This is a genomic window from Ruegeria sp. L12 (assembly GCF_056531745.1).
Genome location: NZ_JBQFMH010000003.1, coordinates 125,534 through 148,859, shown reverse-complemented (window position 1 = coordinate 148,859; position 23,326 = coordinate 125,534). Strand labels below are relative to the sequence as shown.

The window sequence follows — 23,326 nt, the reverse complement described above, 5'->3', positions numbered from 1 at the left end:
CCCTGTGCGGGCAATATTTGCAAGGGGAAGCTTTCCCCTCTATATGCCCGGCCATGAGTACGAACCCGCCAAACCTCCGCCCTGATCTGGCCCCTTCGGCGCAGATCACCGACACACCGCGTCGAGGCCAGCCAACCCTTGGGATGGTATCTTTGGGATGTCCCAAAGCGCTGGTCGACAGCGAACGTATCCTGACCCGGCTGCGGGCCGAAGGATACGGCATTTCGCCGGATTATGCCGGGGCCGATGCCGTGATTGTGAACACCTGCGGGTTTCTGGACAGCGCCAAGGCCGAGTCGCTGGAGGCGATCGGTGAGGCGCTGGTTGAGAATGGCAAGGTCATCGTAACCGGCTGTCTGGGGGCCGAGCCTGACTATATCAGGGAACATCATCCCCGAATTCTGGCCGTCACGGGACCGCATCAATACGAACAGGTGCTAGACGCGGTGCACGCCGCGGTGCCGCCGGATCCCAATCCTTACGTCGATCTGCTGCCTGCGTCGGGCGTCAAGCTGACACCGCGCCATTACAGCTATCTCAAGATTTCCGAAGGCTGTAACCACAAGTGCAAGTTCTGCATCATCCCCGACATGCGCGGCAAACTGGCCAGCCGCCCGGCCCATGCGGTGCTGCGCGAGGCTGAAAAGCTGGTCGACAATGGCGTGCGTGAATTGCTGGTGATCTCGCAGGATACCTCGGCCTATGGGCTGGATCGCAAATATGACATCAACCCGTGGAAAAACCGCGAAGTGCGCAGCCATATCACCGATCTGGCGCGGGAGTTGGGACAGTTCGATGCCTGGGTGCGGCTGCACTATGTCTACCCCTACCCCCATGTGCGGGATCTGATTCCGCTGATGGCGGATGCGGGCTGCAATGTGCTGCCCTATCTCGACATTCCGTTTCAGCACGCCCATCCGGATGTCCTGAAACGCATGGCCCGCCCCGCGGCGGGTGCCAAAACGCTGGATGAGATCGCCGCCTGGCGCGCCACCTGCCCCGATATCACCCTGCGGTCGACCTTCATCGTCGGCTATCCCGGTGAAACCGAGGCCGAGTTTCAGACCTTGCTGGACTGGATGGATGAGGCGCAGTTGGATCGCGTCGGCTGTTTTCAATACGAAAACGTCGATGGTGCCCGGTCGAATGACCTGCCCGACCATGTCCCCGCCGAGGTCAAGCAAGAGCGCTGGGACCGGTTCATGGAAAAAGCGCAGGCCATTTCCGAGGCGAAGCTGGCGGCGAAGGTCGGCCGGACGCTGGATGTCATCGTGGACGAGGTCGATGGTGAGGCCGCAACCTGCCGCACCAAATCCGACGCGCCCGAGATCGACGGGAACCTGTTTATCGACGAAGGGTTCGAGGATCTCAAACCCGGTGACATCGTTTCGGTCGAGGTGGATGAAGCGGGCGAATATGATCTGTGGGGGCGCCTGCGGCCAATGGCCTGAGCGCCTCAGAGCATCCCGATCAGTGCAAAAACCCAAGCCACGCCAGCAGCGATGGCGGTCAGGGCAACCGCCGCGCTGGCCGCATCCTTGGCCTGCCCGGCCAGTGCATGATGGTCGGTTGAAGTGTGGTCGACCGCACGCTCGATAGCCGTGTTGAACAGTTCAGCCACCAGAACCAGCAGACCCAAGATCAGAATCATCGCCCGTTCCGCCATGCCCAATGGCAGCAGGATCGCCAACGCGGTCGAGATCAGGTTGGCCCAACCCCATGTTCGGAAAGAATATTCGTCACGCCAAGTGGCACACAGACCCTGCCAACTCCAGCGGGTGCGGTCGTTCAGGCGTTCGAAGAAATTGCGCATCTGTCCATCCGGTCGAAACTCTGAGCCACACGTTCAGCAGCAACCGCGGAAAGGCAAGAAAAAACCGCCCCGAAGGCGGTGACATGATCAGTGCGGATGCAGACGGCCCCAATCGGGACCGTCTGCCAAAGGCTTATTGTGTGACCGGATTACAGACGGTCTGGCCAGCCTCGGTTGTGGCCAGTTCATAGCCCGCAGCACAGCTGGGTGTGCCGTACTTGTCATAGTCGGGCTGGATATAAACCGGGGTCGGTTCCTCTTGCTGCGAACACGCAGTCAGTACAACGGCAGTGGCACAGATGGCAGCAAATTTCAGTTTCATGTCCGTCAATCCTCTATTACTTTTCTGATATTGCCCAATTTTTCGGGGCCGGTATCAGAATAAGACCAAGAAGCTGATCTGGCAACCGGCTCGATCACGCAGACGTGATTTAAGGCGAAACGGCGCTAGCGCAGCAATCCGAACCGGCCTGCTGTCCTTTTCGATTTCACGCTCTAGACTGTTTTTGCGACAGCAGCCAACAACGGAGTAGCCAATGTCAGACGCACCCATCATTGCCCAAAAGGCCCCCTATCCCGTCGAAGTGACCGAGGGCAAAACCTATTTCTGGTGCACCTGCGGAAGGTCTCAGCGTCAGCCATTCTGTGATGGATCGCATAAGGAAACCGGGCTTGAGCCGATGAAATACACCGCCGAAAGCAGCAAGAAGCTGTTCTTTTGTGGCTGCAAACACAGCACGAAAGCACCGCTATGCGACGGATCCCACGCCAAGCTCTAGCGCGAGCAGATCAGATCGTTCAGCGGTTTCGCATTGGCGCAGAAATCGGGGGCGGCCTTGGCGCACGTTTGCTGGGACGCCAGCCAGAGTTCGCATTTCTCACTGCAATGTGCAGCCCGGCAGCGGGTGACGATCTTTGCATAGTCATCCGCGGCCAGCCTGTCTTCGGCCATCGCTTCGGTCAGTGAAACGCCCATGCAGCGCGCCACCGAACGCGTGAGCCAGAAGTGCTTTTCGATTTCACCCAGCGGTATCTGTGGCATCTAATCACCTATGAAGCCAGCGTTTTCAGGGCTGCAAACCGATCACGGTTGGGGCAGGTACAAGGCGCATGTTCCGCTGTTTCGTTTTCGCTCAACCAGTCCGGACAGGCACGCGCCCATTCGCATCCGCGACAGAGCTGGACCATCTCGGCCCAGTCTTCCTGACTCAAATGGCCGTCACGATGCGCTTCGGCAAGATCGGTTCCGGTGGTGCGCGCCATGCGCAAAACCAGCCTCAAATGCGTCATGACCTGACCGAGTCGTAACATCACTGATCCAAATATCTACGGCATCAAGCGCTGCAGCAATTCCTGATTCTGGCAATATTCCGGCGTCCGCGAAGCCGCCTTGTTTTTTGCCAGAAACGACTCGCAATGACCCGGGTTTGGACAGTCGGCACAGCGCAGTACCGCCTCGGAGATTTCATCCACCCGTAAGGCTCCACCGATTGCAGCTTCCTGCAGATCGACGCCCAGCGTTGTGGCCATTTCGTCCACAAGGCCGGCGTGGCGCTTTAGTGTATCGCGATGGGACATGCGGTTTCCTCTCCCTGTCATGCGTTAGGAAAAGCTATCCGATCCGGCCACTGCTGCCTTTGACTCAGGTCAAAGCCCCAGACGATCCAGATAGGCGCGTGTCGCGTCCTGCACCCGGCGGAATCGATCTCCGCCCAGTTTCTTGCCGCCATACCAGCGGGTTACGATGATGACATGGTCCGAGAGTCCGGCCCGTTCGATCATGCGCAGAATGACCATCGCAGCGCCACTTTCACCATCATCGGCCTTTAATGCACCAGCGGGCAGCATGGCTGCCCAGGTGTTGTGGGTGGCCTTGGCATAGGCTTTGTCCGATTTCAGCTCGGCCAGCACTGCATCCACTTCGGCCCGACTGGTCACCCGCGCCCCGGTCACCGCGTATTTTGATCCGCGATCGCTGAGCACGACGCCTAGTTGTGTCAGTTCCGCCATCAGCGCAAACCCAGCCGGCGCGCGGTTTTCAGCACCGTTTCCACCCGTTCGGCATTCGGGGGATGTGTTGCTAGGAACCGGTCACCCGGGTCGGGAATGCGTTGGAAAAAATTCATGCCGATCAGCGGATCATATCCCGCCGAATAGGTGATCACCGTTCCCAATTCATCCGCCTCAAGCTCGAACTGCTTGGTATAGGTTTGCACACCAACCTCGGCACCCAATTTCTGCGCCCGTTCGATGCCAGCTGTGTCTTCGCCTTGCGCGCGCGCCAGATCGCCAAAGATACGGGCGCTGTCCTTGGCATTTGCGGCCTGCCGTGCAATGTGACCCAGAATGTGGTGCGCCGCTTCGTGCCCCATGACAAAGGCGATCTCATCAGCGTTTTGCGTCGCGCTGATCATGGGCTGGGTAAAGATAATCAACGGGCGCCCATCGTCGTCCAGCGTCTGGAACGCATTTGCAGGCGCCCTTGGGTTCAGGTCAACCAGAACGACAAATTCGCAATTGGCCGAACGCAAACGGCGGCGACATTCCCGGCCAGCAGACTCGGCAACTGCGCGACCCACCTGTTCAAAGCTGCGCGCCGCACCGCTCTGACCGGGCGCTTTCGGCTGCCATTCATCAGCCGGAACCGCCACAACCGAAGAGGTTTCGCACGCCGCCAGAAACAACACCAACAAAAGGGCAAGACGGCGCATTCGGGTTCCTTTCAGTCACTCTGACCGCAGATCACCATAGCGTGGCGGAACATGCGGTGCCACCGCGGAATCCGCCCTTTACCGGGTTGCATTACAGGGCCGTGATCGGCACTCTGCCCGCATGTTTTCAATAGAACACGAATTCGACTCGACGGTCATTACGCTGGTGGATGAAGGCCCAAAGCCTTTGCAGGAAGACATTGTGATCAACAGCTTCGCCGAATGCGTAACGATTGAACAACTGGACCCGCGGACCGATCAGATCCAGAAGATCACCCTGTCCCCCGAACAAGTGCGCGATCTGGCCGCCGCACTGGACCTGCCCGAAGGGGTCTACCAAATTCGTGAGACCGACACGCCGACTGAATAGCGGTTCTCTTCCGCGTTGGAGCAGGATTCCGGCGGCATTTCCGATTGAATTTGTCACTCTTTCAGGGGCAGTTTGCCCTTGAAACAGGACGGCATGTCCCCGACATACAAACGGCCCATGTGAAGGAAGTTAACATATGTCCCTGAAGAACCAAGCTGCGCTGGACTTTCTGCAAATGCGCCGCTCGCGCCCGGCCAAGACTCTGGTGGCCCCGGCCCCAACGCGCGATGAACTGTTGCCGCTGCTCACAGCCGCCGCACGCAGCCCGGATCATGGCAAGCTGGAACCCTGGAGGTTCGTCATCATCGAAAAGGGTGCAATGCCACGTATGGCTGCGCTGACCGAGACGTGCGGGCAATCGCTAGGCAAGACCCCGGAGGAGATTGCAAAAGCCCGCTCTCAGTTCGACATGGGGCATCTGGCAGTCGCAGTCATCGAGGCGCAGAAACCTTCGGACAAGATCCCGGCGATCGAGCAGACCTACTCTGCTGGGGCCGTCTGTCTGGCGCTGCTGAACGCAGCCCTGGCGGCGGGTTGGGGTGCAAACTGGCTGTCGGGCTGGCAATCCCATGATCGGGCGTTTTGTCAGGCGGCGCTGGGTTTGGCCGACAACGAATCCATCGCAGGTTTCATCCACATCGCGACCGAAGGCACAGCGCCGCCCGAACGCCCCCGCCCCGATGTCGCCGCCTTGACCCAATGGGTTTCGGAATGATCATCGTTCAGTCCTTTCTGAAGGCGCTCGGCCAGATCGGCGACCCCCGGTTCCGCAAGGTGCTGCTGCTGGGGGTCGGGCTGACCTTCGCGCTGCTGGTTGCGACCTATGCCGGGTTTCTTTGGCTGATCAACGTTCTGGTTGGCGAACAGGCAACCCTGCCGATCCTGGGAGAGGTAACTTGGCTGAACGATCTGCTCAGCGTGTCGTCATTCCTGCTGATGATGGTGCTGTCAGTGTTCCTGATGGTGCCCGTCGCCTCTGCCATTACCTCGATGTTTCTCGACGACGTCGCACAGGCGGTCGAGGACAGGCATTATCCCGGCCTGCCCCCGGCCCAGCGTGTCCCCTTTGGCGACGCGCTGCGTGACACGCTCAGTTTTCTGGGTGTGCTGGTCGTTGCCAACCTGCTGGCCCTGATCTTCTATGCCCTTTTCACGCCCTTCGCGCTGTTCATTTTCTGGGGGATGAACGGTTTTCTGCTGGGGCGGGAGTATTTTACCCTCGCCGCCATGCGCAGATTGGGGCGTGAGGGTGCGCGGAAACTGCGTGCAAAACACAGCCCGACCATCTGGGCTGCGGGCATCCTGATGGCCGTTCCCTTATCGGTGCCACTGGTGAACCTGCTGATCCCGATCCTCGGGGCCGCAACCTTCACGCATCTTTATCACGGCTTGTCCGGGACGCGCGACTAGGTGCTATTCACGCGGTTCCAGCTGGTTCAGCCAGTCCAGATCCCGCACCGTGATCAGGCCCGAAAGAATGATGCCAGCGATGATCGCCCACAGAACCACCGTAATGCCGGTGGTGATCCAGATCTTTTTCTTCATATGATGCACTTCCGGCGCACCCGCATGGGTGCCCGGAACGATCTCGCCCAGATCGCCCTGCGTTTTGATCCGTATCGGCAGCACGACCAGCAGGGTCAGGAACCAGATGACGGCGAACAGGACCAGTGCAGCGGTGATCGTCATCGGCGTCAGACCTGCTCCAGCTCAACGAGGCAGCCGTTGAAATCCTTGGGATGCAGGAACAGAACCGGCTTGCCATGGGCCCCGATCTTGGGTTCGCCTGACCCCAGAACCCGCGCACCGGTCTCTTTCAGGTGGTCGCGCGCGGCGATGATATCGTCGACCTCATAGCAAACGTGGTGGATCCCGCCCGAGGGGTTCTTTTCGAGGAAACCGTTGATCGGGCTGTTTTCCCCCAGCGGATAAAGCAGTTCGATCTTTGTGTTGGGCAGTTCGATGAACACCACGGTGACCCCGTGGTCAGGCTCATCCTGAGGTGCGCCAACCTTGGCCCCCAACGCGTTCCGATACTGGGCCGAGGCGGCTTCGAGGTCAGGAACCGCAATAGCGACATGGTTAAGGCGACCGATCATGAGACTTTCCTTCCTTCTGCGTTGCAGCGGTTATGGGGGCAGTCCGGTCAAAGGGCAAGTGCGCCAAATCGCGCGTTAACCCTGTATTAGCCGAATGTTCCTAGCGTGAGGCATCTGCTGATTAGGAGTTCTGCCATGGACGATTCGGGTCCTTTCGCTGCGCCGGCGCTGGCCACCAAGATGCGGCCGCTGCTGGGCCAGACCATCCTTGTGGTCGAAGACAGCCGTTATGCCTGCGATGCAATTCGATTGATGTGCCTGCACAGCGGCGCGCGCATTCGGCGGGCGGATTGCTTGAAATCGGCGCGGCGGCATCTGCAGATCTATCGCCCCTCGGTGCTGATCGTCGATATGGGGCTGCCTGACGGATCGGGTGCCGATCTGATCGCCGAACATGCCAACGCGGTGCCGCGCATCGGTGTCATTCTCGGCCTGTCGGGCGATGACAATGCCAAATCACTGGCCCTACGCGCCGGAGCTGACGGATTTCTGGCCAAACCGCTGAGTTCTGTTGCCTATTTTCAGAAAACGATACTCGAACGATTGCCGGAAGATCGCCGCCCCGGAGGGTTGGATGCGGTGCGGGACGAGGTCGTTCACCCCGATCCATTGGCCTATCAGGACGACATGGCCCATATCGCGGATGTACTCAGCGGTCCGACGGATCAGAGCACGTTGGACTACGCAGCGCAATTTCTGCACGGCGTAGCGCGCGATGCCGAGGATATTGTGCTGGCCGACGCAGCGAAACAGCTGGCTACCTCGCGCCAGCAGGGCAGCCCGCTGATGGCGCAGGCCGCCCGGCTGGCGGGGCTGGTACAAGAACGGCTGGAACGGCGGGAGGCGATCTGAGATGGTGACAGCCTATTTCGTAACCGCGTCCATCCTGTGCCTCTGGCTTTACCGCCAGACACGCATGACGGCAAAAAGCATCCGCAGCAACCGGCAGAATATCCGAAATCCGCTGGACTGAGGTCCATCCACAGGATGTGCCTACACAAAATGAAAACCGCCCGCACAAGGCGGGCGGCTTTGATCAATCCTGCGGGATGATGCGAAGACCCAGTTCCATCAACTGATCCGAGGTCGGATCAGAGGGCGCATCCATCATCAGGTCTTCGGCGCGCTGGTTCATCGGGAACATCATGACCTCGCGGATGTTGGCCTCATCGGCCAGCAGCATCACGATCCGGTCGATACCCGCAGCGCAGCCCCCGTGCGGCGGCGCGCCATAATGGAAGGCGTTGAACAGCGCGCCAAAGCGGGATTTGACCTCATCCTCGCCATAGCCCGCCAGTTCGAAGGCTTTCAGCATGATCTCAGGCTTGTGGTTCCGAATTGCGCCCGAGACCAGCTCATACCCGTTACAGGCCAGATCGTACTGGTATCCACGCACGTCCAGCGGGTTGCCGTTCAGTGCATCCATGCCACCTTGGGGCATCGAAAACGGGTTGTGTTCAAAGTCGATCGTACCGGTTTCCTCGTCCTGCTCATAGATCGGGAAATCCACGATCCAGGCAAAGGCGAAGCGGTCTTTTTCGGTCAGGTTCAGTTCCTCACCGATTACGTCACGGGCCTTGCCGGCGACCTTTTCAAAGGCCTTCGGCTTGCCGCCCAGGAAGAACGCTGCATCGCCGACACCCAGACCCAGTTGCTGCCGGATCGCCTCGGTCCGTTCGGGGCCGATGTTCTTGGCCAGCGGACCTGCGGCCTCCATCCCCTCGCCCTGATCGCGCCAGAAGATATACCCCATACCCGGCAGGCCTTCTTTCTGGGCAAACGCATTCATACGGTCGCAGAACTTGCGGCTGCCACCGGTCGGCGCGGGGATGGCTCGGATTTCGGTGCCTTCCTGCTCCAACAGCTTCGCGAAAATCGCGAAGCCAGACCCGCGGAAGTGGTCGGACACCACTTGCATTTTGATAGGGTTGCGCAGGTCGGGCTTGTCGGTGCCATACCACAGGGCCGAGTCCTTGTAGGAGATTTGCGGCCACTCCTGATCCACCTTGCGGCCACCGCCGAACTCTTCGAATACACCGGTCAGCACGGGCTGGATGGTGTCGAACACGTCCTGCTGTTCGACAAACGACATCTCAAGGTCCAACTGGTAGAAGTCGGTCGGCGAACGGTCGGCGCGCGGGTCTTCGTCGCGGAAACACGGCGCGATCTGGAAATACTTGTCAAAGCCCGACACCATGATCAGCTGCTTGAACTGCTGCGGCGCCTGCGGCAACGCGTAGAACTTGCCCGGATGCAGACGCGAGGGCACCAGAAAGTCACGCGCGCCTTCGGGCGACGAGGCGGTGATAATCGGCGTCTGATATTCGCGGAAGCCCTGATCCCACATCCGACGGCGCATGGATGCCACAACGTCCGAGCGCAGCGTCATGTTGCGCTGCATCGCCTCGCGGCGCAGGTCGAGGTAACGATAGCGCAGGCGGGTTTCCTCGGGGTATTCCTGATCGCCGAAGACCATCAGCGGCAGCTCGTCGGCCGCGCCCAGCACTTCCAGCTCGCGCACATAAACCTCGATCTCGCCGGTGGGCAGTTTCGGGTTTACCAGATCAGCGTCACGCGCATTTACGGTACCGTCGATGCGGATACACCATTCCGAGCGCACTTTCTCGAGTTCGGCAAAAGCCGCGCTGTCACCGTCGCACAGAACCTGCGTCACACCGAAATGGTCGCGCAGGTCGATGAACAGCACGCCGCCGTGATCTCGGACCCGATGCACCCAACCGGACAGGCGAACGGTTTCACCGACATTGGCGGCGGTCAGAGCGGCGCAGGTGTGGCTGCGATAGGCGTGCATGGAATATCCCTTCGGGCGCAGAATTCGTCGCGCCGATACACCCTGTCAGGCCCGGAAAGTCAAGGCAGGTCGCGCCGTCAAAACGGCCTTTGCACGTTGCCGGAATAGAAATAGACACCCAGCCCGACGGCAAAGATGATATTCCCCGCAATCGCATGCAGCAGAACGGCATAAAAGAACGAGCCGCGCTTGCGGTATGCCCAGCAGAACAGCAGCCCGCCGACAAAGGTCATGATGGCGACGATCCAACTCCAATACATCAGATGGGCGAAGGAAAAGATGGCCGCGTTCAGGATGTCGGCCCGGCGCCCTTCGGGCAGAATGGCGTGGTACCGGCGGAAGAACAGCGGGCGAAACAGCAGCTCTTGCGGCAGCGCCGACAAGAGCGGATAGCCGATCCAGATGAAGGCCAGCATCTCGGGCCGGTGTTTCAGCAGAAAAAAGGCGGCTTCGGAGCGGGTGGCATAGATCAGCGCGGTACAGAATGCCGCCATCACAAGCGAGAACAGCACCAGTTCGCGCAGCGACCAATTCCCCCACGCGTATCGAAGTTCCGCCCAATAGAAACCGGGCGTCGCGTGCAGCAGGACAATGCCCAGCCCCGTAAACGCAAATAGCGCCGGAAACATCCAGTTGGGCGGAAAGAAAACTGCAATCAGCAGGGGCACGGCAATGAAGAACGCACCGAACTCGAACCGCAGTCGCGATAGTGCGGCCGAAGAGACGGCCGTCGTCTCATCGCTGGTCATTGACCCACCAACTCTGCCCGGATCAAACCGCGCAGGGAATTACCCAAATACACGGTTTGCGCGTCTTTCAGATCGTTCAGGGTTAAAACTGCCTCGGTAAACTCTTCTTTTTCCAATAACTCTTCGCGCAAGACACCTGGCAGCAACCCACAGGACAGCGGCGGGGTGAAACGGTCTCCGTCCCGGGTTTCAACGAACAGGTTGGTGATCGACCCTTCGCAGAGCTCGCCTCGTTCGTTCAGAAACAGCAACTCGTCGACACGCTCGGGCATTTCGGCACGGGCCCTGTCATAGATCGCACGCCGGGTGGTTTTATGGCGCAGCCAGATATCGTCTGAGGTCAAGCGAGTTTCCGAAACCGCCAGCCGCCAGATGGCCGGGTTATCGGCAAGCCGAGCGGTTGTCAGATCAAAATCGCCCGCAGCATCCATGGTCAGGCGGCAGCGCAGCGGTGCGGCGCCGGTCACTTCGGACAAGGCCGCCTGTGCGGCGACACTGTCAAAAGGAAGCGACAGCGCCTCAGCCGAGCGGGCCATGCGGGCGATATGCCGATCCCGTCGGACGAAACCTTGTCCGGGTCGAAAGCCCAGAGTTTCAATCAGGCGGAAATCAGGCTCAGTTGGTGGGCGAAGCGAGCTTTCCATAGCGCCTCCTCATATTCCGAAGGGGCGGTGCTGTCCCAGACCAGACCACCGCCGACATTCAGGGTCGCCTTGCCGTCTTCGACCATGAGCGTGCGGATGGCCACATTGAATTCAGACCGCCCATCCGGCGCCGCCCAGCCAATGGTGCCGCAATAGACATCGCGCGGCCAGGGCTCCAGTTCGGACAGGATCTCCATGGCGCGAATCTTGGGGGCTCCGGTGATTGAGCCACATGGAAACAGCGCCGTCAGGATATCCGAAAGACCGACCCCAAGGTGCAATTGCGCCTGCACCAGCGACACCATCTGATGGACGGTTGCATAGGTTTCGACCTTGAACAGCTCGGGCACCTTGACCGACCCGGCCAGCGCCACGCGGCTGATATCGTTGCGCAGCAGGTCGACGATCATAAGGTTTTCCGCGCGGTTCTTTTCGTCCGAAGTCAAAAAGGCACGGCGGCGTTCGTCTTCGACAGGGTCCTCGCTGCGCGGCTGGGTGCCCTTCATCGGGCGCGTTTCGATCCGACCTTCGGCATCGGTCCGAAAGAACAGCTCGGGCGAGCGGCTGAGCAGATCGGGCAACCCGTCCTGCTCAACCAATGCGCCATGGCCGACAGGCTGACCCGCCGCAAGCGTCGCATAAAGCGCGGCACTGCCGTCGGTCACGTCAAGGTCAATCGGGAAGGTCAGATTCGCCTGATAGATGTCCCCGGCACCGATGGCGTCATGCACCGTGCGGAAGGCCTGCGTATAGCGCGCCTCGTCCCAACGGGGTTGAAACGCAGTGATGCCACCGATGTCTTTTGACAGGCCAACACGATCCGGCGCGTCATACACACCGAAACACAGCAGCGGCAGCCGCCGCCCTTCGGGCAGGCGATCCGCGAGACGCGGTTCCAGCACATAACCCAGCTCATAGCTTGCATATCCGGCCAGCCAGCCTCCGTCCGCGCGCGCCTGATCCAGCGCCGCCAGAGCCTGGGGCACCTCCTCCGCCTGATCCGCGCGGATAATCCGGGACGGACGCTCGAACCGGGTTCCGCGCCCGGCTGGTCCTTGATCGAAACGAATACGCAAGTGCATCCTCATTTATCGTGCTGCGCGATATAGAGGATACGACAGCAGGCGAAAGGGGGGAAAGCGGCAATTTCGCCTCGGTTTCCGATACCTCTTGCACCTTTTCGCGCGGTCCCTATAACGCAGGACAATTTGGGCGCTGGGGCGGTGCCCTGACTCGCGGACAATCGAAGGAACAAGGCCAATGCCGAGAAGAACCGACATCCAGTCGATCATGATCATCGGGGCGGGCCCCATTGTTATCGGTCAGGCCTGCGAGTTCGACTATTCCGGCGCACAGGCCTGCAAGGCGCTGCGCGAGGAAGGCTACCGGGTCATTCTGGTGAACTCGAACCCCGCGACCATCATGACCGACCCCGGTCTGGCCGATGCCACCTATATCGAGCCGATCACCCCCGAGGTCGTCGCCAAGATCATCGAGAAAGAGCGCCCCGATGCCCTGCTGCCCACCATGGGTGGACAGACCGGGCTGAACACCTCGCTGGCGTTGGAAGAGATGGGTGTGCTGGACAAGTTCGGCGTCGAGATGATCGGCGCCAAGCGTGACGCCATCGAAATGGCAGAAGACCGCGCCCTGTTCCGCGAAGCGATGGACCGGCTGGGGCTGGAAAACCCCAAGGCGACCATCATCACCGCACCCAAGAAGGAAGATGGCTCTGCCGATCTGGATGCGGGTGTGCAGATGGCCCTGGACGAGTTGGAAGAGATCGGCCTGCCCGCCATCATCCGCCCGGCCTTTACCTTGGGCGGCACCGGTGGCGGTGTGGCCTATAACCGCGAGGATTACATCCATTTCTGCCGCTCGGGCATGGATGCCTCGCCGGTGAACCAGATCCTCGTCGATGAAAGCCTGCTGGGCTGGAAAGAATACGAAATGGAGGTGGTGCGCGACACTGCCGACAATGCCATCATCGTCTGCTCCATTGAAAACGTCGATCCGATGGGCGTCCACACAGGCGACTCGATCACCGTGGCCCCGGCGCTGACGCTGACCGACAAGGAATACCAGATCATGCGCAACGGTTCGATCGCCGTTCTGCGCGAGATCGGGGTCGAGACCGGCGGGTCGAACGTACAGTGGGCGATCAACCCCGATGATGGCCGCATGGTCGTGATCGAGATGAACCCGCGTGTATCGCGGTCTTCGGCGCTGGCGTCCAAGGCAACCGGTTTCCCGATTGCCAAGATCGCCGCGAAACTGGCCGTGGGCTATACGCTGGACGAGTTGGACAACGACATCACCAAGGTCACGCCCGCCAGCTTCGAGCCGACCATCGACTATGTCGTCACCAAGATCCCGAAATTCGCCTTCGAGAAATTCCCCGGTTCCGAACCGTACCTGACCACCGCGATGAAATCGGTGGGTGAGGCCATGTCCATCGGTCGCACGATCCACGAATCGATGCAGAAGGCGCTGGCCTCGATGGAATCGGGTCTGACCGGTTTTGATGAGGTCGAAATCCCCGGTCTGAATGTGGGTGTCTGGGAAGAGGCCGACGACAAGGCCGCCGTGATCAAGGCGATCAGCCAGCAGACCCCCGACCGTCTGCGTACCATCGCGCAAGCCATGCGTCATGGTCTGGCTGACGATGAAATCTTTAGCGTCACCAAGTTCGACCCGTGGTTTCTCGCCCGCATCCGCGAAATCATCGAGGCCGAGCGCGTGGTGCGTAAGGACGGCCTCCCGGTGACCGAGGATGGCATCCGCAAGCTGAAGATGCTGGGCTTCACCGATGCGCGACTGGGCAACCTGACCGGCCGTGACGAAGACAACGTCCGCCGCGCCCGCCGCAATCTGGGCGTGACCGCCGTGTTCAAACGCATCGACACCTGCGCCGCCGAGTTCGAGGCGCAGACGCCTTATATGTATTCGACCTACGAAGCTCCGATGATGGGTGAGGTCGAGTGCGAGGCACGCCCGAGCGACCGCAAGAAGGTCGTCATCCTCGGCGGTGGCCCGAACCGGATCGGTCAGGGCATCGAGTTCGACTATTGCTGCTGTCACGCCTGTTTCGCGCTGACCGACGCTGGCTATGAAACCATCATGGTCAACTGCAACCCCGAGACGGTTTCAACCGACTATGACACCTCGGACCGTCTGTATTTCGAGCCGCTGACCTTCGAACACGTGATGGAAATCCTGACGAAGGAACAGGAAAACGGCACCCTGCACGGTGTGATCGTTCAGTTCGGCGGCCAGACTCCCCTGAAACTGGCCAACGCGCTGGAGGCCGAAGGCATTCCGATCCTTGGCACCACGCCGGACGCCATCGATCTGGCCGAAGACCGGGAACGGTTCCAGGCGCTGGTCAACGAACTGGGTCTGAAACAGCCCAAGAACGGCATCGCCTCGACCGATGAACAGGCGCTGGAAATTGCCGAAGAAATCGGCTTCCCGCTGGTGATCCGTCCTTCTTACGTTCTGGGTGGCCGCGCGATGGAAATCGTGCGCGATATGGATCAGCTGCGGCGGTACATCAACGAGGCCGTGGTGGTCTCGGGTGATAGCCCCGTTCTCTTGGACAGTTATTTGGCCGGTGCGGTTGAGCTGGACGTGGACGCGCTGTGCGATGGTACTGACGTGCATGTTGCAGGTATCATGCAGCATATCGAAGAGGCCGGCGTACACTCGGGCGACTCGGCCTGTTCGCTGCCGCCCTATTCGCTCTCGAAAGAGATCATCGCCCAGATCAAGGATCAGGCGTTCAAACTGGCCAAGGCGCTGAACGTTGTGGGCCTGATGAACGTACAGTTCGCCATCAAGGATGACGAGATTTACCTGATCGAGGTCAACCCGCGTGCCAGCCGCACCGTGCCTTTCGTGGCCAAAGCCACTGACAGCGCGATTGCCTCCATCGCTGCGCGTGTGATGGCCGGTGAGAAACTGGCGAACTTCCCGAAACGCCCGCCCTACAAAACGGTCGATGATACCAAAATCGCCGACCAGATGACGCTGGCCGACCCGGACATGCCGTGGTTCTCGGTGAAGGAGGCGGTGCTGCCCTTTGCCCGCTTCCCCGGCGTCGATACCATTCTGGGCCCGGAAATGCGCTCAACCGGCGAGGTCATGGGCTGGGACCGCGACTTCCCGCGCGCCTTCCTCAAGGCGCAGATGGGCGCCGGGATGGTGCTGCCGTCTTCGGGTCGTGCTTTCATCTCGATCAAGGACGCGGACAAAACCGCCGCGATGCTAGAGGCCGCGCAGGTTCTGGTCGATCAGGGCTTTACCCTGGTCGCCACACGCGGCACTCAAAGCTGGCTGTCCGATCAGGGCGTCCCGTGCGACGTGGTGAACAAGGTCTATGAAGGCCGCCCCGACGTCGTGGATATGCTGAAAGACGGTCAGGTTCAGCTGTTGATGAACACCACCGAAGGCGCGCAGGCGGTCGAGGACAGCAAATCCATCCGCTCAATCGCGCTGTATGACAAGATCCCCTATTTCACCACCGCCGCCGCCAGCCACGCCGCAGCGCTGGCGATCAAGGCGCAGGCCGAGGGGGATGTCGAGGTGAAGTCCCTGCAGGGCTGATCCTAGCGCATAAATCTGAAAAAAGGCCCCGGCACGACGCCGGGGCTTTTTTCGTTTACAGCACGGGTTGCGGTGCTGGTTTCCGCCGTTCTTCCCGTGAAAAAAACAGCAGATAAAACACCGGCGCGGCGACCATGGTCAGGATAGTGGCAAAGGCCAGACCACCCATGATCGTCACTGCCATCGACACGAAAAACGCGTCCGTCAGCAGCGGCGCCATCCCCAGAATGGTCGTGATCGCGGCCAGCATCACTGGGCGCAGACGCGATACGGATGCCTCGACAATCGCGGGACGCAGGGCTTTGCCGGTGGCACGGACCAGATCGATCTCTTCAACCAGCACGATGCCGTTCTTGATCAGCATGCCCGAAAGGCTCAGCAGCCCCAGCAGCGCCGTAAAGGTGAACGGAAGGCCCGTCCCAAGCAGACCGATGACCACACCGTTGACGGACATCGGGACCAGCAGCCAGATGATGACAGGTTGCCGGATCGCGTTGAACAGCAGCACCGAGATCAGCACCATGATCAACAGGCTCAGGGGCAATTGCCGCCCAAGGCTGGCCTGCGCGTCGCCCGAATCCTCGAACTCACCGCCCCATTCCATTCTGTAACCGATGGGCAATTCCATCGCCTCAATGGCACCACGCACTTCGGAATGAACCTGCGCGGCGGTCATCTCGGGCGGGATGTCGGCACCGACCGTGATGGTCAGCACCCGGTCACGCCTGTGGACCAGCGTGTTGAGCGCCTTGTATTCGAACCCATCCACCATCTGCTCGATGGGAACGAACCGTCCCGATTGATCGGAATAGACTACCTGATCGACGATTGAATACTCTCCATCCGCCGGACGGCGCAGAATGATCGGAATCTGGCGGTCGCGTTCACGCAGAACGCCCCCCGTGATGCCATCGGTCGAGAATTGCAGCGTGGCCGCGATATCCTCGCGCGTCACCCCTGCTGTCTGGGCCCGTTCGGTGGCATAGATCGGCTGGACGGCCAGTTCCTGTTCGCGCCAGTCGTGATGCACATGCAGCGCGTTCGGAGAGGCCGCTGACATGCGCTGCACGGCTTCTTCGGCCAGTTGGCGCAATACAATCGGATCACTGCCCGAGAACCGGGCCTGAATCGGGTCGCCGCCGCCCGGACCAAAAATCAGCCGTTTGGTGCGGAACTCCCCTTCGGGAAATTGGGCTGAGCCGAACGCTTCGAGATCGGCCTGCAATGCCGGGATATCGTCAAGCGTTTCGGTGCGGATGATCATGTGGCCATAGCTTGGGTTCGGCTTTTCGGCCGCATAGGTTAGCATGAATCGCGTCGCCCCCTGCCCCACGAATGTGGCGACCGAGACAACATCATCACGCTGCGCCAGCCAATCCTCGAACACGGTCATGTCTTCGGCGGTGCGGGCAATCGGAGTGCCTTGCGGCAGCTTGTAATGCACGAAGAACAGCGGTGTGTTCGAGTTGGGGAAGAATTGCTGTTTCATCAGCCCGAAGCCCGCGAAACAGGCGACCGTGATTCCGATCAACCCGGCGACCACCAGCCAGCGGAACCGCAGCGCCCAGTTCAGGATCGCGCCATAGACGCGGAACAGGATGCCGCCATAGGCATCAATCTCACCCTCTTTGCCCTGTTTGAAGAAATAGTGCCCCAGCAGCGGTGTGACGGTGATTGCCAGAACCCAGCTCAGCAGCAGCGAAATACCGATCACGGCGAATAGCGAGAACAGGAACTCTCCGGTGGCATCGGGGCTAAGGCCGATTCCGGCGAACGCCATGATCCCGATCACTGTCGCCCCAAGCAGCGGGATTTGCGTTTTCGACGCGACCTCTTCGGCAGCATCGCGCGAGGATTTGCCACGCAGCATCGAAATCTGCATTCCCTCGGCCACCACGATGGCGTTGTCGACCAGCATCCCCATGGCGATGATCAGGGCGCCCAGCGAAATCCGCTCCATTTCAATCGAGAACATCGACATGAAGAGCAGCGTCCCAACGACGGTCAGCAGCAGGGTCGTGCCCACGACAATGGCTGCGCGCCAGCCCATGAAGATGCCCAGAACGGCGACAACAATGCTCACCGACATGGCCAGATTCAACAGGAAGGCGTTCGAGGCCTCATCGACAACCACATGCTGCTGATAGATCGGCAGGATTTCGACGCCAAAGGGGATTTCGGAATCCAGCTCGGCCAGCTTGGCATCCGCGCGTTGACCGACCTCGACAATGTTTTCCGTGGCAAGCCCGGCGATGCCCAATGTGAAGGCCTCGGTCCCGTTGAACCGGATCATGATATCGGGATCGTTTTGCCGCCCGCGGTAGACGTCGGACATATCAAAGAGGTTGATCACCTGCCCCTGCGACCCGACCGACAGTCCGGCGATGGCCGAAACACTGTCCGATCCTTCTGCCGTCAAGATCGTGGTCCGGTCACCTGCGGACCGCAACGAGCCCGAGGCGTTGACCGAATCCGCATTTGCGATGGCTTCGTTGATCGCCTGTAAGGGCACGTTCTGATTGACCGAGATCGACAGGTCGGGTTCGATGAAAATTGCCTCGTCCGGCAGACCCTGAACCTCGACATCGGCGACGCCGCTGACCGTCAGCAATTCGCGGCGCAGGTAGGTGGCCAGCTCGTGTTTCTCGGCGTCCGAAAACCCGTCTGCCGTAACCGCGTAAAACAGGCCGAACACATCCCCGAATCCGTCATTCACATATGGCACACCCACGCCCGAAGGCAGACCGCGTGCCGCATCGCGCACCTTGGCGCGCAGACGGGTCCAGATGTCGGGCAATTCGCTGCCGTCATAGGTGGATTTGACCTCAACCTCGATCAGCGACTGACCCGGTTGGTTGACCGAGGTGATGACATCCACTTCGCCCATTTGCTGAATGGCGGATTCCAGCGGTTCCGATACCTCCAACGCCACCTGCTCGGCGGTCGCGCCGGGATATTGGGTCGCAATAACCGCCTGTTTGATTGTAAAGGCCGGGTCTTCAAGGCGGCCCAGAGACAGGAAGCCCCAGATGCCGCCGAACAGGGCGATCAGAATGAACAGCCACGTATAGAGCGGCCGGTCGATCGAAGCGCGTGCGATGCTCATGAATCCGCCCTCAGTTCGAGAAACCGGCAAAGCGGCGGACGGTCTGGCCGTCACTCAGTGCGCCCCCGCCAGCCACAACGATTTCATCGCCATCCGTCAGACCGGTGAGCACACGCACATCGCCGCTTTGCGTAGGTTCAATCGTTACGGGAACCCGGCGGACGGTGCCTTCGTCGGCCCCCGCCGGAGAGAAGACCAGCACGCCCAGCGCCCCGCTGGCGTCAGCAACTACAGCCGTCGGCGGAATTATGATGCCGGTGCGTTCGTCCTGCACCTGAACCGTGACCGTTACGGAGGAACCCGGCAAGATCTGCAGCCCCTCGGGCGGTGTCAGGCCGAACTGGATGCGGAAGGTCTGACCCACGCTTGAGGATTCGGCGTCGAACTCTCGTATCTCCAGCGGAAAGATCTCATCGCTGACCGGGAACTTGGCGGTGATCGTTATGTCATCCTGCTGCCCCGAGCGCTGAAACAGAATTTCAGGCACATCGACTTCGATCCGCAGCTCGGACATATCGTGTATCCGAACGATAGGTGTGCCCGCGGAAACCGTGGTAAACGCCTCAACCGCGCGACTTGAAACCAGCGCATCGAACGGTGCGGTCAGCGTCGCATGTTCCATCTCATATTCTGCATCCCGCACCGCAATCGCGGCCAGTTGCGCGGCGGTTTCGGCGTCGTCAACGGCCACCTGGCTGGCCGCCGTTCCACGCAGGCGCGACAGGCGGGCAAGGGTGCGATCCGCCTGATCCTTTTGCAGCCGCGTGCGGTCAAGCTGCAACTCGAATGGCTCCTGATCGAGGCGGGCAATCAGCTCTCCCTTTGGGATTACGAAGCCCTCAGTCACTGGCATCTCGACGATCTGCCCGGCGACCTGAAACGCCAGATCAACAGTCTGGCGCGCGGCGATACGGCCAAAGAACTGGCGCGAAAAACCGGGCGAGGTCTCGCTGACCTGCATCAGCTTCACAGGCTTGGCGTGGTCTTTTGCCAGGGCGGGCGCGGTCAATACCGCCAGAACAAGGCAAACAGAGGTCAGGAGTTTCATTTCTTCAGTCCCTCGGGAATTCCGGTTTTCAGAATGTTGTCGCGAATTTTGCGCGCCAGACGGGCGAACTCGGCGGTTTCTTCGGCGTTCAGGCCAGAGGCGCTGTGAAACAGCTCTCCGGCCACGGCCACCAGCATGTTGCGCGCTTCTTCGCCCTGTTCGGTCAGGACCAAAAGCCAGGCGCGGCGATCTTCGGGGTCGCGTTGTCGGGTCAGGTGCCCGACCTTTTCAAGCGCATCAGCGGTGGCGGTGATCGTGGACGGTACAGTCAGCATATCTGCCGCCAGCACCCCCATACGTTTGGGCGCATCCAGCTTGATCAGCATGTGACATTCCTGATGGCTCAGGTCTGTTTCAATGCAGTCAAAGCTTTCTTCCAGTTTCCAGTAAAGCGCATAGACCCCCATCATCGCCTGAATCTCAGGGCTGAGGCGTCCCAATCGAGTGCTGATGTCATCTGACATTGTGGTACTCCGTCCGAGTCGCGGCGGAATATACTTCGAATTATGAACTATTCAAGTTTTGAAGCGGCCACCGACACATTCCCTTGGGTCAACACATCTTGATCAAAGCCAGCAGGGGCTGCATTTTGTGCAGATCATGAACTCAGGACCCGCCATGTACACCCCTGCCATCACCGGAACCGGTGTCTATACGCCCGAGAACGTCATCACCAATGCCGAACTGGTCGAAGCATTCAACGCCTATGTCGACCGGATGAACGCCAAGAATGCCGAAGCGATTGCAGCAGGTGAGATGGAGCCGATGCAGCATTCCTCAGAAGAGTTCATCGTCAAGGCGTCGGGGATCGAGAACCGTTATGTGATGGACAAGACCGGTGTGCTGAACCCCGAGATCATGCACCCTTCGCTGCGCCAACGCAGTGACGACGAGCCGGGGATCATGACCGAGATGGCAGTGGATGCCTGCCGCAAAGCGCTGGCGCAGGCTGGACGGGGCGCCGAGGATGTCGATCTGGTGATCTGCGCGGCGTCGAACCACGAACGGGCCTATCCGGCGGTTGCCATCGAAATTCAACAGGCTTTGGGGATTGATGGGTTCGGGTTTGACATGAACGTGGCCTGTTCTTCGGCCACGTTCGGCATTCAGGCAGCTGCGGACATGGTGCGCTCGGGCTCGGTCCGGGCAGCGTTGGTGGTGAACCCCGAGATCTGCTCGGGCCATCTGGAATGGCGAGACCGGGATTGTCACTTCATCTTTGGAGACGTGGCCACCGCGACACTGGTCGAACGACTGGACGATGCCAAAGGCCCGCATTTCGAGATCGTCTCGACCCGTTGCGCCACGTCCTTTTCCAACAACATTCGCAATAATAACGGCTTCTTGCGCCGGTCACGGCCGGATGGAGTTGTTGACCGCCGCGATATGCAGTTCATGCAGAACGGGCGCAAGGTGTTCAAAGAGGTCCTGCCGATGGTCAGCAAGCATATCAGCGACCATATGGAGGCCGAGGGCATCAACAGCGATGACCTGAAACGGCTCTGGCTGCATCAGGCCAACAAGACGATGAACGATTTCATCGGCAAAAAGGTTCTGGGCCGCGAACCGGAACCGGGCGAGCAACCCAACATACTGCAAGACTATGCCAACACATCTTCTGCCGGGTCGATTATTGCCTTTTCCAAACATTCGGATGACCTGAGCGACGGCGATGTCGGGCTGATCTGTTCCTTTGGCGCGGGGTATTCGGTGGGCTCGGTGATCGTCAAGCGACACGGCTGATACGACCGCGACCGCCTTAAGAATTCTTCAGGCAGGCACAACCGCTCCTTTATCTGCAGGCCCCACATCACCACAGGATGCCCTGTGCATTCATGTGATGTAGCCAAAGGAGCACCCTGTTATGCAACGCAATTCACGAGTTGGAATGGCCGCACTTGTCGCCGCGCCGTTCTTTGGGTTCATGGCGACCGGAACCGTATTGGCCGAACCGCAAATCTGTACCGTCAATACGGCGCGGGTGTCAGCGAATACGGCAGACTATGACACACTGTGCGGATGTTCGAAGGTGACGCCCGGTTTCGTTTCCTATCTGCAGAAACGGTCTGATTTTGAATCCATTCTGCAGAACACTTCGATGCAATGTGCCGGGCTGGCCAATCTTCTGACCGACTTGCCGACTGCGTCGATTTCAAACGCAAGTTCAGGCGAGAACCGCGACAGCGATCCGTCAAGCGGCACCACCGGATCAGGCAGTGGAAACTCTGGCAATTCCGGCGGAGGTGGTCCCAACGATGGGGACAATCCCGGTAATGACGATGGGCCGGGTGATGGGGGCGGTCCAGGTGACGGAGGTGGCCCTGGCGATGGAAGTGATAAGCCCGGCGACGGAGGCGGCAAACCCGGCAAAGGCGGTCACGGGGGTGACAAGCCCGGCAAGGGTGGCGGCAAGGGCGGTCACGGAGGCGACAAGCCCGGTAAAGGTGGCGGCAAGGGCGGCCACGGAGGAGATAAGCCCGGCAAAGGCGGCGGCAAGAAATAGTGCGTGCGATGTAACTGCGCCAATCACAAGGCTGAGCGGGGCTGATTATGTGGCTCGGCTCGGCGCGTGGTTCGAATCCCGCCGCTCTTAGCTGACGCTTTCCTCTTCCAGATGCAGCTTCATCTCGATCAGAACCTGCTGCAGCATGCTGGTTTCTTTCAGCAGGCGCTTGGCCTCGTTCACGGTGATGATGCCGTCCTCGATCGCCGACTGATACTCGGTCATCAGCATTGCAAAGCGCTGGCTCAGCGCTATGACGTCTGAATTCACACCGCCCGTGCGTGGGTTGTCCGAGTTACGCCCGTCATACGACAGCGTGATGTTCTTCAGATCTGCCAATGCGGCGGTGACATGCGGATAGGCTGCCGCATTCTCCAGCCGCGCGACGGCGTCGACTGGCATGAACCGATCCGCGTGTTCGGCATTGTCGGAATAGTAACGCCCCAGCGTCGCCTTGGATTTTCCCGTGATCTCACACGCGGCTTCGATCCCGACATCCTTCACCAATGCCTCGGTATGCTTCTTCAGATAGGCCCCGATATCTGCCATTTTGCTACCCTTGTTACCTGCGCTCCCTGCCCCCCCTGTCTGTCCTTGCCGGGGGAAAGGGTAGGGAAATTTCCCATATTCGAGTCAAAATTGAAATGCCATAAATTAACTATCCCTCAGATATGCAGGGATTTTGTGAGTGAGTGGCGGCCGTTCGTGCCGGTAAAGAGTTTATGCAAGGCAACATTATTAGCCTTGTTCGTTAAGGCCGCATGTAGGCCGACGACGCCGCTGTTGAGGGCGCGGGGTTATCCATCCCCAAGAGCATCTGCTCGGCCTTGGCAGCCGCAACGGCGGCGTCACTTTGATTTGCGTAT

At 60.0% G+C, this 23,326-nt stretch carries 26 protein-coding genes; 9 read left to right on the top strand and 17 right to left on the bottom strand.

Annotated elements, in window-relative coordinates; genetic code table 11:
- Nucleotides 1-53 precede the first annotated feature (53 nt).
- Nucleotides 54-1,451, top strand: coding sequence for a 30S ribosomal protein S12 methylthiotransferase RimO (gene rimO, locus ACR0K9_RS06190; protein ID WP_480821600.1), 1,398 nt, complete (start codon nt 54-56; stop codon nt 1,449-1,451).
- A 5-nt stretch (nt 1,452-1,456) separates the two neighbouring features.
- Here rimO and ACR0K9_RS06185 read toward each other — a convergent pair whose 3' ends face one another.
- Together ACR0K9_RS06185 and ACR0K9_RS06180 are read right to left on the bottom strand one after the other, a co-directional pair.
- On the bottom strand, nt 1,457-1,813 hold the full coding sequence (locus ACR0K9_RS06185; RefSeq protein WP_480821598.1) for a diacylglycerol kinase: 357 nt from the start codon (nt 1,811-1,813) through the stop codon (nt 1,457-1,459).
- Between the two features lie 133 nt (nt 1,814-1,946).
- Nucleotides 1,947-2,135, bottom strand: coding sequence for a hypothetical protein (locus ACR0K9_RS06180; protein WP_480470516.1), 189 nt, complete (start codon nt 2,133-2,135; stop codon nt 1,947-1,949).
- Nucleotides 2,136-2,349: 214 nt separating this feature from the next.
- Here ACR0K9_RS06180 and ACR0K9_RS06175 point away from each other — a divergent pair, with 214 nt between their 5' ends.
- Nucleotides 2,350-2,592, top strand: a complete 243-nt coding sequence (locus tag ACR0K9_RS06175) for a CDGSH iron-sulfur domain-containing protein (RefSeq protein ID WP_480530305.1) — start codon at nt 2,350-2,352, stop codon at nt 2,590-2,592.
- Here the strand turns inward: ACR0K9_RS06175 and ACR0K9_RS06170 are convergent.
- The 5 genes from ACR0K9_RS06170 to ACR0K9_RS06150 all read right to left on the bottom strand — a co-directional run bounded on the left by ACR0K9_RS06170 (nt 2,589) and on the right by ACR0K9_RS06150 (nt 4,524).
- The gene (locus ACR0K9_RS06170; RefSeq protein ID WP_480530307.1) at nt 2,589-2,855 is read right to left on the bottom strand and encodes a DUF6455 family protein; all 267 of its coding nucleotides are present in this window, start codon (nt 2,853-2,855) and stop codon (nt 2,589-2,591) included. The genes ACR0K9_RS06175 and ACR0K9_RS06170 overlap by 4 nt on opposite strands.
- Before the next feature lie 8 nt (nt 2,856-2,863).
- Complete coding sequence (locus ACR0K9_RS06165) at nt 2,864-3,124, bottom strand: DUF6455 family protein (RefSeq protein ID WP_480530309.1); 261 nt, start codon at nt 3,122-3,124, stop codon at nt 2,864-2,866.
- A 15-nt stretch (nt 3,125-3,139) separates the two neighbouring features.
- The gene (locus ACR0K9_RS06160; protein ID WP_480530311.1) at nt 3,140-3,391 is read right to left on the bottom strand and encodes a DUF6455 family protein; all 252 of its coding nucleotides are present in this window, start codon (nt 3,389-3,391) and stop codon (nt 3,140-3,142) included.
- 69 nt (nt 3,392-3,460) lie between these two features.
- Nucleotides 3,461-3,823 (bottom strand): YigZ family protein, encoded by a 363-nt coding sequence (locus ACR0K9_RS06155; RefSeq protein WP_480821596.1) that lies wholly within the window; start codon nt 3,821-3,823, stop codon nt 3,461-3,463.
- Complete coding sequence (locus ACR0K9_RS06150) at nt 3,823-4,524, bottom strand: M48 family metallopeptidase (RefSeq protein WP_480821594.1); 702 nt, start codon at nt 4,522-4,524, stop codon at nt 3,823-3,825. Before ACR0K9_RS06150 ends, ACR0K9_RS06155 begins: the two co-directional genes overlap by 1 nt.
- 121 nt (nt 4,525-4,645) lie before the next feature.
- On the opposite strand from ACR0K9_RS06150, the gene ACR0K9_RS06145 reads away from it, so the two are divergent.
- From ACR0K9_RS06145 to ACR0K9_RS06135, 3 genes are all read left to right on the top strand, one after another.
- Nucleotides 4,646-4,894 (top strand): hypothetical protein, encoded by a 249-nt coding sequence (locus tag ACR0K9_RS06145; protein ID WP_480821592.1) that lies wholly within the window; start codon nt 4,646-4,648, stop codon nt 4,892-4,894.
- A 136-nt stretch (nt 4,895-5,030) separates the two neighbouring features.
- Nucleotides 5,031-5,609 (top strand): nitroreductase family protein, encoded by a 579-nt coding sequence (locus ACR0K9_RS06140; RefSeq protein WP_480821590.1) that lies wholly within the window; start codon nt 5,031-5,033, stop codon nt 5,607-5,609.
- On the top strand, nt 5,606-6,304 hold the full coding sequence (locus ACR0K9_RS06135; protein ID WP_480821588.1) for an EI24 domain-containing protein: 699 nt from the start codon (nt 5,606-5,608) through the stop codon (nt 6,302-6,304). The genes ACR0K9_RS06140 and ACR0K9_RS06135 overlap by 4 nt, the downstream gene beginning before the upstream one ends.
- Before the next feature lie 3 nt (nt 6,305-6,307).
- Here the strand turns inward: ACR0K9_RS06135 and ACR0K9_RS06130 are convergent, their stop codons facing one another.
- Together ACR0K9_RS06130 and mce are read right to left on the bottom strand one after the other, a co-directional pair.
- Nucleotides 6,308-6,583 carry a DUF1467 family protein gene (locus tag ACR0K9_RS06130; RefSeq protein WP_480530323.1) on the bottom strand — a complete coding sequence of 92 codons (276 nt, stop codon included), beginning with the start codon at nt 6,581-6,583 and terminating at the stop codon, nt 6,308-6,310.
- Nucleotides 6,584-6,588: 5 nt separating this feature from the next.
- Nucleotides 6,589-6,993, bottom strand: a complete 405-nt coding sequence (gene mce / locus ACR0K9_RS06125) for a methylmalonyl-CoA epimerase (protein WP_480821586.1) — start codon at nt 6,991-6,993, stop codon at nt 6,589-6,591.
- 135 nt (nt 6,994-7,128) lie between these two features.
- Here mce and ACR0K9_RS06120 point away from each other — a divergent pair, with 135 nt between their 5' ends.
- Entirely contained in the window at nt 7,129-7,845 is a 717-nt protein-coding gene (locus tag ACR0K9_RS06120; RefSeq protein WP_480821584.1) for a response regulator, read from the top strand.
- Nucleotides 7,846-8,029: 184 nt separating this feature from the next.
- Here the strand turns inward: ACR0K9_RS06120 and aspS are convergent, their stop codons facing one another.
- From aspS to ACR0K9_RS06100, 4 genes are all read right to left on the bottom strand, one after another.
- Nucleotides 8,030-9,805 (bottom strand): aspartate--tRNA ligase, encoded by a 1,776-nt coding sequence (gene aspS, locus ACR0K9_RS06115; protein ID WP_480821582.1) that lies wholly within the window; start codon nt 9,803-9,805, stop codon nt 8,030-8,032.
- Nucleotides 9,806-9,882: 77 nt separating this feature from the next.
- Nucleotides 9,883-10,554 (bottom strand): CPBP family intramembrane glutamic endopeptidase, encoded by a 672-nt coding sequence (locus tag ACR0K9_RS06110; protein ID WP_480821580.1) that lies wholly within the window; start codon nt 10,552-10,554, stop codon nt 9,883-9,885.
- Nucleotides 10,551-11,198 carry an aminotransferase class IV family protein gene (locus tag ACR0K9_RS06105; RefSeq protein WP_480821578.1) on the bottom strand — a complete coding sequence of 216 codons (648 nt, stop codon included), beginning with the start codon at nt 11,196-11,198 and terminating at the stop codon, nt 10,551-10,553. The genes ACR0K9_RS06110 and ACR0K9_RS06105 overlap by 4 nt, the downstream gene beginning before the upstream one ends.
- Nucleotides 11,153-12,280: an aminodeoxychorismate synthase component I gene (locus ACR0K9_RS06100; RefSeq protein ID WP_480530335.1), complete on the bottom strand. Its 1,128-nt coding sequence runs from the start codon at nt 12,278-12,280 to the stop codon at nt 11,153-11,155. The genes ACR0K9_RS06105 and ACR0K9_RS06100 overlap by 46 nt, the downstream gene beginning before the upstream one ends.
- A 178-nt stretch (nt 12,281-12,458) precedes the next feature.
- Between ACR0K9_RS06100 and carB the strand changes: the two genes are divergently transcribed.
- Complete coding sequence (gene carB / locus ACR0K9_RS06095) at nt 12,459-15,803, top strand: carbamoyl-phosphate synthase large subunit (protein ID WP_480821576.1); 3,345 nt, start codon at nt 12,459-12,461, stop codon at nt 15,801-15,803.
- A 55-nt stretch (nt 15,804-15,858) separates the two neighbouring features.
- On the opposite strand, the gene ACR0K9_RS06090 is transcribed toward carB, so the two are convergent.
- Genes ACR0K9_RS06090 through ACR0K9_RS06080 form a run of 3 tightly spaced genes read right to left on the bottom strand, consistent with a single transcriptional unit; the run spans nt 15,859 to nt 20,421 of the window.
- Nucleotides 15,859-18,909, bottom strand: a complete 3,051-nt coding sequence (locus ACR0K9_RS06090; RefSeq protein WP_480821574.1) for an efflux RND transporter permease subunit — start codon at nt 18,907-18,909, stop codon at nt 15,859-15,861.
- Nucleotides 18,910-18,919: 10 nt separating this feature from the next.
- A complete protein-coding gene (locus tag ACR0K9_RS06085; protein WP_480821572.1) occupies nt 18,920-19,957 on the bottom strand; it encodes an efflux RND transporter periplasmic adaptor subunit in 1,038 nt (345 codons plus the stop codon).
- Nucleotides 19,954-20,421, bottom strand: coding sequence for a MarR family winged helix-turn-helix transcriptional regulator (locus tag ACR0K9_RS06080; RefSeq protein WP_480821570.1), 468 nt, complete (start codon nt 20,419-20,421; stop codon nt 19,954-19,956). Before ACR0K9_RS06080 ends, ACR0K9_RS06085 begins: the two co-directional genes overlap by 4 nt.
- A gap of 154 nt (nt 20,422-20,575) precedes the next feature.
- Between ACR0K9_RS06080 and ACR0K9_RS06075 the strand changes: the two genes are divergently transcribed.
- Together ACR0K9_RS06075 and ACR0K9_RS06070 are read left to right on the top strand one after the other, a co-directional pair.
- Nucleotides 20,576-21,700 carry a beta-ketoacyl-ACP synthase III gene (locus tag ACR0K9_RS06075; RefSeq protein WP_480821568.1) on the top strand — a complete coding sequence of 375 codons (1,125 nt, stop codon included), beginning with the start codon at nt 20,576-20,578 and terminating at the stop codon, nt 21,698-21,700.
- A gap of 145 nt (nt 21,701-21,845) precedes the next feature.
- Nucleotides 21,846-22,460, top strand: coding sequence for a hypothetical protein (locus ACR0K9_RS06070; RefSeq protein ID WP_480821566.1), 615 nt, complete (start codon nt 21,846-21,848; stop codon nt 22,458-22,460).
- Nucleotides 22,461-22,547: 87 nt separating this feature from the next.
- Here ACR0K9_RS06070 and ACR0K9_RS06065 read toward each other — a convergent pair whose 3' ends face one another.
- A complete protein-coding gene (locus ACR0K9_RS06065; protein WP_480821564.1) occupies nt 22,548-23,009 on the bottom strand; it encodes a hypothetical protein in 462 nt (153 codons plus the stop codon).
- Nucleotides 23,010-23,326 lie beyond the last annotated feature (317 nt).

Bases quoted from the DNA above. Each gene is read 5' to 3' on its own strand.
- rimO (WP_480821600.1), top strand. From the start codon at position 54: ATGAGTACGAACCCGCCAAACCTCCGCCCTGATCTGGCCCCTTCGGCG.
- ACR0K9_RS06185 (WP_480821598.1), bottom strand. From the start codon at position 1,813: ATGCGCAATTTCTTCGAACGCCTGAACGACCGCACCCGCTGGAGTTGG.
- ACR0K9_RS06180 (WP_480470516.1), bottom strand. From the start codon at position 2,135: ATGAAACTGAAATTTGCTGCCATCTGTGCCACTGCCGTTGTACTGACT.
- ACR0K9_RS06175 (WP_480530305.1), top strand. From the start codon at position 2,350: ATGTCAGACGCACCCATCATTGCCCAAAAGGCCCCCTATCCCGTCGAA.
- ACR0K9_RS06170 (WP_480530307.1), bottom strand. From the start codon at position 2,855: ATGCCACAGATACCGCTGGGTGAAATCGAAAAGCACTTCTGGCTCACG.
- ACR0K9_RS06165 (WP_480530309.1), bottom strand. From the start codon at position 3,124: ATGTTACGACTCGGTCAGGTCATGACGCATTTGAGGCTGGTTTTGCGC.
- ACR0K9_RS06160 (WP_480530311.1), bottom strand. From the start codon at position 3,391: ATGTCCCATCGCGATACACTAAAGCGCCACGCCGGCCTTGTGGACGAA.
- ACR0K9_RS06155 (WP_480821596.1), bottom strand. From the start codon at position 3,823: ATGGCGGAACTGACACAACTAGGCGTCGTGCTCAGCGATCGCGGATCA.
- ACR0K9_RS06150 (WP_480821594.1), bottom strand. From the start codon at position 4,524: ATGCGCCGTCTTGCCCTTTTGTTGGTGTTGTTTCTGGCGGCGTGCGAA.
- ACR0K9_RS06145 (WP_480821592.1), top strand. From the start codon at position 4,646: ATGTTTTCAATAGAACACGAATTCGACTCGACGGTCATTACGCTGGTG.
- ACR0K9_RS06140 (WP_480821590.1), top strand. From the start codon at position 5,031: ATGTCCCTGAAGAACCAAGCTGCGCTGGACTTTCTGCAAATGCGCCGC.
- ACR0K9_RS06135 (WP_480821588.1), top strand. From the start codon at position 5,606: ATGATCATCGTTCAGTCCTTTCTGAAGGCGCTCGGCCAGATCGGCGAC.
- ACR0K9_RS06130 (WP_480530323.1), bottom strand. From the start codon at position 6,583: ATGACGATCACCGCTGCACTGGTCCTGTTCGCCGTCATCTGGTTCCTG.
- mce (WP_480821586.1), bottom strand. From the start codon at position 6,993: ATGATCGGTCGCCTTAACCATGTCGCTATTGCGGTTCCTGACCTCGAA.
- ACR0K9_RS06120 (WP_480821584.1), top strand. From the start codon at position 7,129: ATGGACGATTCGGGTCCTTTCGCTGCGCCGGCGCTGGCCACCAAGATG.
- aspS (WP_480821582.1), bottom strand. From the start codon at position 9,805: ATGCACGCCTATCGCAGCCACACCTGCGCCGCTCTGACCGCCGCCAAT.
- ACR0K9_RS06110 (WP_480821580.1), bottom strand. From the start codon at position 10,554: ATGACCAGCGATGAGACGACGGCCGTCTCTTCGGCCGCACTATCGCGA.
- ACR0K9_RS06105 (WP_480821578.1), bottom strand. From the start codon at position 11,198: ATGGAAAGCTCGCTTCGCCCACCAACTGAGCCTGATTTCCGCCTGATT.
- ACR0K9_RS06100 (WP_480530335.1), bottom strand. From the start codon at position 12,280: ATGCACTTGCGTATTCGTTTCGATCAAGGACCAGCCGGGCGCGGAACC.
- carB (WP_480821576.1), top strand. From the start codon at position 12,459: ATGCCGAGAAGAACCGACATCCAGTCGATCATGATCATCGGGGCGGGC.
- ACR0K9_RS06090 (WP_480821574.1), bottom strand. From the start codon at position 18,909: ATGAGCATCGCACGCGCTTCGATCGACCGGCCGCTCTATACGTGGCTG.
- ACR0K9_RS06085 (WP_480821572.1), bottom strand. From the start codon at position 19,957: ATGAAACTCCTGACCTCTGTTTGCCTTGTTCTGGCGGTATTGACCGCG.
- ACR0K9_RS06080 (WP_480821570.1), bottom strand. From the start codon at position 20,421: ATGTCAGATGACATCAGCACTCGATTGGGACGCCTCAGCCCTGAGATT.
- ACR0K9_RS06075 (WP_480821568.1), top strand. From the start codon at position 20,576: ATGTACACCCCTGCCATCACCGGAACCGGTGTCTATACGCCCGAGAAC.
- ACR0K9_RS06070 (WP_480821566.1), top strand. From the start codon at position 21,846: ATGGCCGCACTTGTCGCCGCGCCGTTCTTTGGGTTCATGGCGACCGGA.
- ACR0K9_RS06065 (WP_480821564.1), bottom strand. From the start codon at position 23,009: ATGGCAGATATCGGGGCCTATCTGAAGAAGCATACCGAGGCATTGGTG.